The sequence below is a fragment of the Streptococcus sp. 68 genome, from assembly GCF_013277415.1.
In the GTDB taxonomy this organism is placed as follows: domain Bacteria; phylum Bacillota; class Bacilli; order Lactobacillales; family Streptococcaceae; genus Streptococcus.
Genome location: NZ_VMMX01000010.1, coordinates 33,777 through 46,351 on the forward strand (window position 1 = coordinate 33,777; position 12,575 = coordinate 46,351).

A 12,575-nucleotide genomic window follows, 5' to 3' on the forward strand; every position below is an offset into this window, starting at 1 on the left:
ATTTTTATTTCAAAAGTGTTACAGAGAACAAGAAAATTTCAGGTTTTCGTGATATAATAGAAGTCTGTATATAAGGAGGTAAATCATGGAGTTAGTGCATGGAATTTCAACACATTTTATCCAATCAAAGAAATTTAAAACGAACAAAATTACCGTGCGTTTTACAGCTCCATTATCCCTCGATACGATTGCAGGTCGCATGTTGAGTGCGAGTATGCTAGAGACTGCTAATCTGATGTACCCTACTTCTCAAGCTTTGAGGAGACACTTGGCCAGTCTATACGGTACAGATATGTCAACCAATTGTTTCAGAAGAGGGCAAAGTCATATTGTAGAATTGACATTTACCTATGTTCGTGATGAGTTTTTAAGTAGGAAAAATGTGCTAACTTCTCAGGTTTTGGAACTTGTAAAAGAAACTCTTTTTTCACCCGTAGTAGTTGATAATGGGTTTGATCCAGCCTTATTTGAAATTGAGAAAAAACAATTGCTAGCAAGTTTAGCAGCAGATATGGATGATTCTTTTTATTTTTCACATAAAGAATTAGACAAATTATTTTTTCATGACGAACGTCTCCAATTGGAGTATAGTGGTTTACGAAATCGTATTTTAGCTGAAACTCCACAAAGTTCTTATTCTTGTTTCCAAGAATTTTTGGCCAATGATCGAATAGATTTCTTTTTCCTAGGTGACTTTAATGAGGTTGAAATTCAAAATGTATTAGAATCATTTGGCTTTAAAGGTCGAGAAGTGGATGTGAAGATTCAATATTGCCAACCTTATTCCAATATCTTGCAAGAAGGCATGGTTAGGAAAAATGTGGGACAGTCTATTTTAGAGTTGGGATATCATTGCCCTTCTGAATATGGTGATGAGCAACATTTACCCATGATTGTAATGAATGGTTTACTTGGTGGATTTGCTCACTCTAAGCTCTTTACAAATGTCCGTGAAAATGCTGGATTGGCTTATACTATTTCAAGTCAGCTTGATTTATTTAGTGGATTTTTGAGGATGTATGCTGGTATCAATCGAGAAAATAGGAATCAGGCTCGAAAAATGATGAATAATCAATTACTTGATTTAAAAAAAGGTTATTTTACAGAGCTTGAGCTAGAGCAGACCAAGGAAATGATTCGTCGGTCTTTGTTACTTTCTCAAGATAATCAAGGTTCATTGATTGAACGTGCTTATCAAAATGCCTTACTTGGAAAATCTTCAGCAGACTTTAAAGGTTGGATTGCAAAACTCGAGCAAGTTGACAAAGATGATATTTGTAGAGCAGCTAATAATGTGAAACTACAAGCGATTTACTTTATGGAAGGAATAGAATGACAAAGGTTGTTTTTGAAGAAAAATACTATCCAGCTGTAAAAGAAATGGTTTATCGAACTCGTTTGTCGAATGGATTGACAGTTGCTCTTTTGCCTAAAAAGGAATTTAAAGAGGTTTACGGGAGTGTAACTGTACAATTTGGTTCGGTAGATACGCTTGTCACAGAAGTTGACGGAGATGTAAAAGAATATCCTGCGGGAATTGCTCATTTTCTTGAACATAAATTATTTGAGAGAGAAGATTCTAGCGATTTGATGTCGGCTTTTACGAGTCTAGGTGCAGATAGTAATGCCTTTACAAGCTTTACAAAAACAAACTATCTTTTTTCAGCAACGGATCATTTTTTAGAAAATTTAGACTTACTTGATGAATTGGTAACATCAGCACACTTTACTGAAGATTCCATTTTAAGAGAGCAGGATATTATCCAGCAAGAACGAGAAATGTATCAAGATGATCCAGATTCGTGTTTATTCTTTTCAACTTTAGCGAATTTGTATCCTGGCACACCTTTAGCAACTGATATAGTTGGCAGTGAGGAGTCAATTTCCCAAATCCATCTAACTAATTTGCAAGAAAATTTTACAAGATTTTATAAATCTGTAAACATGTCTCTGTTTTTAGTTGGTAATTTTGATGTGGAGCGAGTACAGAACTACTTTGGAAGAAAAGAACTGAAAGATTTAGATGTTCAGGAACTAGCAAGAGAAAAATTTGTTTTACAGGCTGTGAAGTCAACAGACAGTATGAGAATGGAAGTATCTTCTCCCAAACTAGCGATTGGAGTTAGAGGTAAGCGAGAAGTTGCTGAGGCGGATTGCTATCGACATCATATTTTATTAAAATTATTGTTTGCAATGATGTTTGGTTGGACTTCGGATCGTTTTCAAAAATGTTATGAATCAGGTAAATTAGATGCTTCCCTATCTCTTGAAATTGAAGTAACAAGTCGCTTTCATTTTGTCATGTTGACAATGGATACGAAAGAGCCAGTTGCTTTGTCTCATCAATTCAGGAAGGCTATTCGTAATTTTACAAAGGATTTAGATATTACAGAGGAACATTTAGATATTATCAAAAGAGAGATGTTTGGCGAATTTTTCAGTAGCATGAACTCTCTTGAATTTATTGCAACGCAATATGATGCTTTTGAACATGGTGAGACAATTTTTGACTTACCAAAGATTTTACAGGAAATTACTTTAGAGGATGTCCTTGAAGCAGGACATCACTTAATAGATGAAGGGGATATAGTTGATTTTACAATATTCCCATCGTAGTAACCTATCATAATAGATACTAGAAAGAAGGGATGACAAGTATGAGGAAAAAAACAATTGGTGAGGTTTTACGATTAGCTAGAATCAATCAGGGATTGAGTTTAGATGAATTGCAGAAAAAGACAGAAATCCAGTTAGATATGTTGGAAGCAATGGAAGCAGACGATTTCGATCAACTTCCAAGTCCTTTTTACACGCGTTCTTTCTTGAAAAAATATGCATGGGCTGTTGAGTTAGATGATCAAATTGTTTTGGATGCTTATGATTCTGGGAGTATGATTACTTATGAGGAAGTAGATGTTGATGAAGATGAGTTGACAGGTCGTAGACGTTCAAGTAAGAAAAAGAAGAAAAAAACATCCTTTTTACCTTTATTTTATTTTATCCTTTTTGCTTTATCGATTTTAATTTTTGTGACCTATTATGTTTGGAACTATATTCAAACTCAACCAGAGGGGTCTTCTCTTTCTAATTACAGTGTGGTTCAATCAACAAGTTCAATAAGTTCAACTAGCTCTGTTCCCCACTCTTCAAGTAGTAGTTCATCTAGCAGTTCTTCTAGTGTAGAATCAACTATAAGTGTATCAGGTGAAGGAAATCATGTAGAAATCGCTTATAAGACAAGTAAAGAAACAGTTAAATTGCAATTGGCAGTTTCAGATGTTACAAGTTGGGTCAGCGTTTCAGAAAGCGAACTTGAGGGCGGTGTAACCCTATCGCCAGAGAAGAAAAGTGCAGAAGCAACAGTTGCAACTAAAAGTCCTGTAACCATTACATTAGGTGTTGTAAAAGGTGTTACTTTGACAGTAGATAATCAGACTGTTGATTTATCGAAGTTAACAGCGCAGACTGGACAAATCACTGTAACCTTTACTAAAAATTAAGGAAAAACGAATGAAAAAAGAACAAATTCCCAATCTCTTAACAATAGGTCGAATTCTCTTTATACCTATTTTTATCTTTATTTTAACGATAGGAAATTCGATAGAAAGTCATATAGTGGCAGCTATTATCTTTTCTATTGCCAGTATTACCGACTATTTAGATGGATATTTAGCACGTAAATGGAATGTGGTCAGTAATTTTGGTAAATTTGCAGATCCCATGGCGGATAAGTTACTAGTTATGTCGGCTTTTATTATGTTGATTGAGTTAGATATGGCTCCGGCTTGGATTGTTGCAGTGATTATCTGTCGAGAGTTGGCTGTGACAGGTTTAAGGCTTTTATTGGTTGAAACTGGTGGAAAAGTTTTAGCAGCAGCAATGCCTGGAAAAATTAAAACTTTCAGTCAGATGTTTGCCATTATTTTCTTGCTATTACATTGGACTTTGCTTGGTCAAGTTCTACTTTATGTAGCCTTGTTTTTCACTATCTACTCTGGCTATGATTATTTCAAGGGTAGTGCTTATGTATTTAAAGGGACATTTGGTTCGAAATGAAATCAATAATTGATGTAAAAAATCTTTCTTTTCGCTATAAGGAAAGTCAGGAATACTATGATGTGAAAGATATTACGTTTCACGTGAAACGTGGAGAATGGCTTTCGATTGTAGGGCATAATGGTAGTGGTAAATCAACGACTGTCCGGTTAATCGATGGCTTATTGGAAGCGGAATCTGGAGAGATTGTAATTGATGGTCAACGGCTGACTGAGGAAAATGTTTGGAATATACGTCGTCAAATCGGTATGGTTTTTCAAAATCCAGACAATCAATTTGTTGGAGCGACTGTTGAAGATGATGTTGCTTTTGGTTTGGAAAATCAGGGCCTTTCTCGTCAAGAAATGAAAAAGAGAGTGGAAGAAGCTCTGGCTTTAGTTGGCATGTTAGACTTTAAAAAGAGAGAGCCGGCGCGTCTATCAGGTGGCCAAAAGCAACGTGTGGCCATTGCAGGCGTTGTAGCCCTAAGACCAGCTATTTTAATCTTAGATGAAGCAACGAGTATGTTGGACCCTGAGGGGCGTAGAGAACTGATTGAGACAGTACAGGGAATTCGGAAAGACTATGATATGACGGTCATTTCTATTACCCATGATTTGGAAGAAGTTGCCATGAGTGACCGCGTATTGGTCATGAAAAAAGGGGAAATTGAATCAACTAGTAGCCCAAGAGAACTTTTCTCTCGAAATGATTTAGATCAAATTGGATTAGACGATCCTTTTGCCAATCAAGTAAAATATTCTTTGAGCCAGAATAGCTATGATTTACCTGAAAATTATTTGACAGAAAGTGAGCTAGAGGATAAATTATGGGAATTGCTCTAGAAAATGTGAGTTTTACATATCAAGAAGGGACTCCCTTAGCTTCAACAGCTTTGTCGGATGTTTCTTTGACGATTGAAGATGGTTCTTATACGGCTTTAATTGGGCACACAGGTAGTGGTAAATCAACTATTTTACAACTCTTAAATGGTTTATTGGTGCCAAGTCAAGGGAGTGTGAGGGTTTTTGATACCTTAATCACCTCGACTTCTAAAAATAAAGATATTCGTCAAATTAGAAAACAGGTTGGCTTGGTATTTCAGTTTGCTGAAAATCAGATTTTTGAAGAAACGGTTTTGAAAGACGTTGCTTTTGGACCGCAAAATTTTGGAGTTTCTGAAGAAGATGCGGAGAAGATTGCGCGTGAGAAACTGGCTCTGGTTGGAATTGATGAATCACTTTTTAATCGCAGTCCGTTTGAGTTGTCAGGGGGACAAATGAGACGTGTTGCCATTGCAGGCATACTTGCCATGGAGCCAGCTATATTAGTCTTAGATGAGCCAACAGCTGGCCTAGATCCTCTGGGTAGAAAAGAGTTGATGAATTTGTTCAAAAAACTCCACCAGTCAGGGATGACCATCGTCTTGGTAACGCATTTGATGGATGATGTTGCTGAATATGCGAATCAAGTCTATGTAATGGAAAAGGGACGTTTGGTTAAGGGTGGTAAACCGAGTGATGTCTTTCAAGATGTTGTTTTTATGGAAGAAGTGCAGTTGGGAGTACCTAAGATTACGGCTTTCTGTAAACGATTGGCTGATAGAGGCGTGTCATTTAAACGATTACCGATTAAGATAGAGGAGTTCAAGGAGTCGCTAAATGGATAGTATGATTTTGGGGCGTTATATCCCAGGGGATTCGATTGTTCACCGATTGGATCCACGTAGCAAATTGCTTGCTATGATGTTACTAATTTTGATCGTTTTTTGGGCTAATAATCCCTTGACGAATCTAATTCTTTTTATAGCGACAGGGATATTTATTGCCTTGTCAGGAGTATCTCTTTCATTTTTTATTCAGGGCTTGAAGTCTATGTTTTTCTTGATTGCCTTCACAACTATTTTTCAACTATTTTTCATTTCTAATGGGAATGTGTTATTTGAGTTTTCGTTTGTGAGAATCACAGATTATGCTTTGCAACAAGCTGGGATTATTTTTTGTCGTTTTGTATTGATTATTTTCTTTTCAACTTTGTTAACCTTAACGACCATGCCCTTAAGTTTGGCATCAGCTGTCGAAGCTTTATTAGCACCTTTAAAGCGTGTGAAAGTTCCAGTTCATGAAATTGGTTTGATGCTGTCCATGAGTCTACGTTTTGTTCCGACCTTAATGGATGATACGACGCGGATTATGAATGCACAGAAAGCGCGTGGAGTGGATTTTGGTGAAGGAAGCATCGTTCAAAAAGTAAAGGCGATGATTCCTATTTTGATTCCTCTTTTTGCAACAAGTTTAAAACGTGCAGATTCCTTGGCTATCGCCATGGAAGCGCGTGGTTATCAGGGTGGAAAAGGTAGAAGTCAATACCGACAACTGAAATGGACTCGAAAGGATACGCTGACTATTCTTGTTATTATCGTACTTGGTTGTTGCTTATTTTTCTTAAAATCTTAGTAGCTTTTAGGAATTGATAAAAAGTTACTGTAACAGTTTTTGATATAAAGGTAGGGATATGAACCGTTTTAAAAAATCAAAATATGTCATTATTGTTTTTGTCACTGTTCTGCTTGTCTCAGCTCTCTTAGCGACGACTTATTCAAGTACAATTGTGACAAAATTAGGAGATGGGATCTCATTGGTTGATAGAGTTGTGCAAAAACCTTTTCGGTGGTTTGATTCTGTCAAATCAGATTTGGCTCATTTGACACGAACATATAATGAAAATGAAAGTTTGAAGAAACAGATTTACCAGTTAGAAGTCAAATCAAATGAGGCGGAAAGTTTAAAGACGGAAAATGAACAACTGCGCCAATTGCTTGATATGAAGTCTAAATTGCAAGCCACAAAGACTTTAGCAGCAGATGTTATTATGCGTTCTCCGGTATCTTGGAAGCAGGAGTTGACCTTAGATGCAGGTAGATCAAAAGGTGCTTCTGAGAACATGTTAGCTATTGCAAATGGTGGCTTGATTGGGAGTGTTTCAAAAGTGGAGGACAACTCTACTATGGTCAACCTTCTGACAAATACGGAAAATGCTGATAAGATTTCTGTTAAAATTCAACACGGCACTACTACAATTTATGGAATTATTGTTGGCTACGACAAGGAAAATGAAGTTCTTAAAATTAGTCAATTAAATAGTAATAGCGATATTAGTACAGGCGATAAGGTAACAACAGGTGGATTAGGAAACTTTAACGTTGCTGATATTCCTGTAGGTGAAGTGGTTGCCACAACGCATAGTACAGACTATTTGACACGAGAAGTAACTGTTAAATTGAGTGCAGATACTCATAATGTGGATGTGATAGAATTAGTGGGGAATTCATAATGAGACAGTTGAAGCGGGTTGGAGTGTTTTTATTGCTCCCTTTCTTTGTTCTAATTGACGCCCATATTAGCCAGCTTCTGGGCTCATTTTTCCCCCATGTACATTTAGCTAGTCATTTTCTTTTTCTATTTCTCTTATTTGAGACGATAGAAGTATCAGAATATCTCTACCTAGTCTATTGTTTTGTGATAGGCTTGGTTTACGATGTTTACTTTTTCCATCTAATAGGGATTGCAACTCTCTTATTTATCTTATTGGGAGCCTTTCTTCATAAATTGAATAGTGTTATTTTATTGAATCGTTGGACACGAATGCTCTCTATGATTGTACTGACATTCCTGTTTGAAATGGGTAGTTATCTTTTGGCTTTTATGGTAGGGTTGACAGTGGATAACATGTCGATTTTTATAGTCTATAGCTTGGTACCGACGATGATTTTAAATTTTTTATGGATTACTGTTTTTCAATTTATTTTTGAAAAATATTATCTATAAGAACGACATATAAATGTAACAAAGGCGTAATATTTATTGGAGTTTTTTTTGGTATACTAGTATTGTCTTAAACAGAAGGAGTATTTATTAACCATGAAGAAAAAAATCTTAGCCTCGCTTTTATTAAGTACAGTAATGGTTTCCCAGGCAGCAGTATTGACGACTGCCCATGCAGAAACGACTGATGACAAAATTGCTGCTCAAGATAATAAAATTAGTAACTTAACAGCACAACAAGAAGAAGCACAAAAACAAGTTGATCAAATTCAGGAGCAAGTATCTGCTATTCAAGCAGAGCAATCTAACTTGCAATCTGAAAATGATAGATTACAAGCAGAATCTAAGAAACTCGAGGGTGAGATTACAGAACTTTCTAAAAACATTGTTTCTCGTAACCAATCTTTGGAAAAACAAGCTCGTAGTGCTCAAACAAATGGAGCCGCAACTAGCTATATCAATACCATTGTAAACTCAAAATCAATTACAGAAGCTATTTCACGTGTTGCTGCAATGAGTGAAATCGTATCTGCTAACAACAAAATGTTGGAACAACAAAAGGCAGATAAAAAAGCAATTTCTGAGAAGCAAGTAGCAAATAATGATGCTATCAATACTGTAATTGCTAATCAACAAAAATTGGCAGATGATGCTCAAGCATTGACTACTAAACAGGCAGAACTAAAAGCTGCTGAATTGAGTCTTGCTGCTGAGAAAGCGACAGCTGAAGGGGAAAAAGCAAGTCTATTGGAACAAAAAGCAGCAGCTGAGGCAGAGGCACGTGCAGCTGCGGCAGCAGAAGCAGCTTATAAAGAAAAACAAGCTAGCCAACAACAATCAGTACTTGCTTCAGGTAATACAAACCTAACAGCACAGGTACAAGCAGTATCTGAATCTGCAGTAGCACCTGTTCAGGCTAAAGTACGTCCAACATATAACACGGATGCCTCAACTTATCCAATTGGAGAATGTACCTGGGGAGTTAAAACATTAGCACCTTGGGCTGGAGACTATTGGGGTAATGGAGCACAGTGGGCCACAAGTGCAGCAGCAGCAGGTTTCCGTACAGGTTCAACCCCTCAAGTTGGAGCAATTGCATGTTGGAACGATGGTGGATATGGACACGTAGCGGTTGTTACAGCTGTTGAATCAACAACACGTATTCAAGTATCAGAATCAAACTATGCAGGTAATCGCACACTTGGAAACCACCGTGGATGGTTTAATCCAACAACGACTTCTGAAGGTTTTGTGACATATATTTATGCAGACTAATTACAGAGGGACTCGAATAGAGCCCTCTTTTTCAGTTTTTACCAGGGACAATAACTATTAAAAATCCCATCAAAATAGCTTGAAAATATCGAAAAAGTATGGTAGAATAAAGATTGTCGTGTGAACGATAATACTCATTCTTGATGAATTGTGAAGCAGTTGCCCTTGGGTCGTTTTGCGAGTTGAAGTCAAGAAGAGGAAAAAAACAAAAAGGAGAAATACTCATGGCAGTAATTTCAATGAAACAACTTCTTGAGGCTGGTGTACACTTTGGTCACCAAACTCGTCGCTGGAACCCTAAGATGGCTAAATACATCTTTACAGAGCGTAACGGAATCCACGTTATCGACTTGCAACAAACTGTAAAATACGCTGACCAAGCATACGACTTCATGCGTGATGCAGCAGCTAACGATGCGGTTGTATTGTTCGTTGGTACTAAGAAACAAGCAGCTGATGCAGTTGCTGAAGAAGCAGTACGTTCAGGTCAATACTTCATCAACCACCGTTGGTTGGGTGGAACTCTTACAAACTGGGGAACAATCCAAAAACGTATCGCTCGTTTGAAAGAAATCAAACGTATGGAAGAAGATGGAACTTTCGAAGTTCTTCCTAAGAAAGAAGTTGCACTTCTTAACAAACAACGTGCGCGTCTTGAAAAATTCTTGGGTGGTATCGAAGATATGCCTCGTATCCCAGATGTGATGTACGTAGTTGACCCACATAAAGAGCAAATCGCTGTTAAAGAAGCTAAAAAATTGGGAATCCCAGTTGTAGCGATGGTTGACACAAACACTGATCCAGATGATATCGATGTAATCATCCCAGCTAACGATGACGCTATCCGAGCTGTTAAATTGATCACAGCTAAATTGGCTGACGCTATCATCGAAGGACGTCAAGGTGAGGATGCAGTAGCAGTTGAAGCAGAATTTGCAGCTTCAGAAACTCAAGCAGATTCAATTGAAGAAATCGTTGAAGTTGTAGAAGGTGACAACGCTTAATTTATATAAATAGTAATTACCTAGGAGGGCGGGGCTTAGCCCGGCTCTCCTATTTTTAAAAAATATAGGAGAATCAAAATGGCAGAAATTACAGCTAAACTTGTTAAAGAGTTGCGTGAAAAATCTGGTGCTGGTGTTATGGACGCTAAAAAAGCATTGGTTGAAGTGGAAGGCGATATCGAAAAAGCGATTGAATTGCTTCGTGAAAAAGGTATGGCAAAAGCAGCTAAGAAAGCTGACCGTGTTGCTGCAGAAGGTTTGACTGGTGTTTATGTTGACGGTAACATTGCAGCAGTTGTTGAAGTAAATGCTGAAACTGACTTCGTTGCGAAAAACGCTCAATTTGTTGAGTTGGTAAACGCAACAGCTAAAGCAATCGTTGAAGGAAAACCAGCTAACAACGAAGAAGCTCTTGCTTTGACTATGCCTTCAGGTGAAACTCTTGAAGCTGCATACGTATCTGCAACAGCGACTATCGGAGAAAAAATCTCATTCCGTCGCTTTGCTTTGATTGAAAAAACAGATGCACAACACTTCGGAGCATACCAACACAACGGTGGACGTATCGGTGTTATCTCTGTAATCGAAGGTGGAGACGAAGCACTTGCTAAACAAATTTCAATGCACATTGCTGCTATGAAACCAACAGTTCTTTCATACAAAGAATTGGATGAGCAATTTGTTAAAGATGAGTTGGCACAATTGAACCACGTTATCGACCAAGATAACGAAAGCCGTGCAATGGTTAACAAACCAGCTCTCCCACACTTGAAATATGGATCAAAAGCTCAATTGACTGATGATGTTATTGCTCAAGCTGAAGCTGACATCAAAGCTGAGTTGGCTGCAGAAGGCAAACCAGAAAAAATCTGGGACAAAATCATCCCAGGTAAAATGGATCGCTTCATGCTTGACAACACTAAAGTTGACCAAGCTTACACACTTCTTGCACAAGTTTACATCATGGATGACAGCAAGACAGTTGAAGCATACCTTGAATCAGTTAACGCTTCAGTAGTTGAGTTCGCTCGCTTTGAAGTTGGTGAAGGTATTGAGAAAGCTGCAAACGACTTTGAAGCTGAAGTTGCAGCTACAATGGCAGCAGCCTTGAATAACTAATTATAGAAAGGAAGTAAATTTGCTTCCTTTTTTCTATGCAGTCGATCCTTATAGGGAGAGTTTCCTATTTTCAAGGTAAAAATAAAAAGCCCTATAATAAGGGCCAATTGTATTTAGGAGACTAAACTTCAAATTCATAGAGTGCTGTAGAGAGATAACGTTCACCGTTATCTGGTGCTAGAGCAAGGACTTTTTTACCTGTACCTAATTTTTTGGCAATCTCGATGGCTCCGTAGATAGCTGCAGCTGAAGAAATCCCTACAAGGAAACCTTCTTTTCCACCAATTTCACGTCCGAGTGCAAGAGCATCATCTGATGTTACACGAACGATACCATCATAGGCTTTAGTATCAAGTGTATCAGGAATAAATCCAGCTGAGATACCTTGAATTTTGTGAGGACCAGGTTTTTCACCAGATAGAATAGCAGATTCATTAGCTTCCACTGCATAAACTTGAATGTTTGAATTTGCTGATTTGAGTGCATGGGAAACACCAGAAATCGTTCCACCGGTACCCACTCCAGCAACAAAGGCATCTAGTCCATCTTTACCGAAAGCAGCTAGTATTTCAGCTCCTGTTGTTCTTTCGTGTACTTCTGGATTTGCTGGGTTGTCAAATTGAAGAGGAAGGAAACCATCACGTTCAGCAGCGATTTCTTGAGCCTTAGCAATAGCACCTTTCATTCCCTCACTGCCAGGAGTTAGGACGAGTTCAGCACCATAAGCCTGGATAATCTTACGTCGTTCTACACTCATAGTTTCAGGCATAACGATGACAACTTTATACCCTTTAGCAGCACCTACCCATGAAAGTCCAATACCAGTGTTTCCACTTGTTGCTTCAACAATAGTAGAACCAGGTTTCAGAATACCATCTTGTTCAGCTTTTTCAATCATGCTAAGAGCAATACGGTCTTTTACAGAAGAACCAGGGTTAAATGCTTCAAGTTTTACATAGACATCTGCAGCACCTTCTGGCACGATGTTGTTAAGTTTAACAATCGGAGTTTGACCGATTAGTTCAGTAATGTTGTTATAAATAGACATATGAATACCTCTTTGTATAAGATATATCTAGTATAACGCTATCTATACCATTTGTAAAATATAGAAATCCTATCGAAGTGATAGGATTTTTTTATACCATAGGTACAATCCATTGGTTTTCAAGCGATTGTGATAAGCTAATTTTAGTAAATAGGTGTAAAGAAGAAAGTTATCAGTTTTCTTTTTGAATTGCTTCATTTTCTAGTAGGTCTTGGCAAGCATCTTTTTATTTTGCTCGTTAAAGTAGTTGTGAGAATGTCAACGAAACGC

Annotated in this window: 13 protein-coding genes; 12 read left to right on the forward strand and 1 reads right to left on the reverse strand. The window is 37.7% G+C overall.

Annotated elements, in window-relative coordinates; all coding sequences use genetic code 11:
- Positions 1 to 85 precede the first annotated feature (85 nt).
- The 12 genes from HT720_RS04995 to tsf all read left to right on the forward strand — a co-directional run bounded on the left by HT720_RS04995 (position 86) and on the right by tsf (position 11,257).
- Positions 86 to 1,336: a pitrilysin family protein gene (locus tag HT720_RS04995; RefSeq protein ID WP_173274893.1), complete on the forward strand. Its 1,251-nt coding sequence runs from the start codon at positions 86 to 88 to the stop codon at positions 1,334 to 1,336.
- Positions 1,333 to 2,616 (forward strand): pitrilysin family protein, encoded by a 1,284-nt coding sequence (locus tag HT720_RS05000; protein WP_173274894.1) that lies wholly within the window; start codon positions 1,333 to 1,335, stop codon positions 2,614 to 2,616. Before HT720_RS04995 ends, HT720_RS05000 begins: the two co-directional genes overlap by 4 nt.
- Before the next feature lie 41 nt (positions 2,617 to 2,657).
- Positions 2,658 to 3,500 carry a cytoskeleton protein RodZ gene (rodZ, locus tag HT720_RS05005; protein ID WP_173253033.1) on the forward strand — a complete coding sequence of 281 codons (843 nt, stop codon included), beginning with the start codon at positions 2,658 to 2,660 and terminating at the stop codon, positions 3,498 to 3,500.
- Between the two features lie 10 nt (positions 3,501 to 3,510).
- Entirely contained in the window at positions 3,511 to 4,056 is a 546-nt protein-coding gene (pgsA, locus tag HT720_RS05010; RefSeq protein ID WP_061654441.1) for a CDP-diacylglycerol--glycerol-3-phosphate 3-phosphatidyltransferase, read from the forward strand.
- The gene (locus tag HT720_RS05015; RefSeq protein WP_173253019.1) at positions 4,053 to 4,880 is read left to right on the forward strand and encodes an energy-coupling factor ABC transporter ATP-binding protein; all 828 of its coding nucleotides are present in this window, start codon (positions 4,053 to 4,055) and stop codon (positions 4,878 to 4,880) included. Before pgsA ends, HT720_RS05015 begins: the two co-directional genes overlap by 4 nt.
- Positions 4,865 to 5,704, forward strand: a complete 840-nt coding sequence (locus tag HT720_RS05020; RefSeq protein WP_061088579.1) for an energy-coupling factor transporter ATPase — start codon at positions 4,865 to 4,867, stop codon at positions 5,702 to 5,704. Before HT720_RS05015 ends, HT720_RS05020 begins: the two co-directional genes overlap by 16 nt.
- Entirely contained in the window at positions 5,697 to 6,491 is a 795-nt protein-coding gene (locus HT720_RS05025; RefSeq protein ID WP_020902295.1) for an energy-coupling factor transporter transmembrane protein EcfT, read from the forward strand. The genes HT720_RS05020 and HT720_RS05025 overlap by 8 nt, the downstream gene beginning before the upstream one ends.
- Positions 6,492 to 6,549: 58 nt before the next feature.
- The gene (mreC, locus tag HT720_RS05030) at positions 6,550 to 7,368 is read left to right on the forward strand and encodes a rod shape-determining protein MreC (RefSeq protein ID WP_061654451.1); all 819 of its coding nucleotides are present in this window, start codon (positions 6,550 to 6,552) and stop codon (positions 7,366 to 7,368) included.
- The gene (gene mreD, locus HT720_RS05035) at positions 7,368 to 7,862 is read left to right on the forward strand and encodes a rod shape-determining protein MreD (protein ID WP_061654453.1); all 495 of its coding nucleotides are present in this window, start codon (positions 7,368 to 7,370) and stop codon (positions 7,860 to 7,862) included. The genes mreC and mreD overlap by 1 nt, the downstream gene beginning before the upstream one ends.
- 93 nt (positions 7,863 to 7,955) lie before the next feature.
- Positions 7,956 to 9,134 carry a CHAP domain-containing protein gene (locus HT720_RS05040; RefSeq protein WP_112445445.1) on the forward strand — a complete coding sequence of 393 codons (1,179 nt, stop codon included), beginning with the start codon at positions 7,956 to 7,958 and terminating at the stop codon, positions 9,132 to 9,134.
- A gap of 224 nt (positions 9,135 to 9,358) precedes the next feature.
- Complete coding sequence (rpsB, locus tag HT720_RS05045; protein WP_000268466.1) at positions 9,359 to 10,138, forward strand: 30S ribosomal protein S2; 780 nt, start codon at positions 9,359 to 9,361, stop codon at positions 10,136 to 10,138.
- 78 nt (positions 10,139 to 10,216) lie between these two features.
- A complete protein-coding gene (gene tsf / locus HT720_RS05050; RefSeq protein ID WP_000808091.1) occupies positions 10,217 to 11,257 on the forward strand; it encodes a translation elongation factor Ts in 1,041 nt (346 codons plus the stop codon).
- Between the two features lie 121 nt (positions 11,258 to 11,378).
- On the opposite strand, the gene cysK is transcribed toward tsf, so the two are convergent.
- Complete coding sequence (gene cysK, locus HT720_RS05055; protein ID WP_173274895.1) at positions 11,379 to 12,305, reverse strand: cysteine synthase A; 927 nt, start codon at positions 12,303 to 12,305, stop codon at positions 11,379 to 11,381.
- Positions 12,306 to 12,575: the final 270 nt, after the last annotated feature.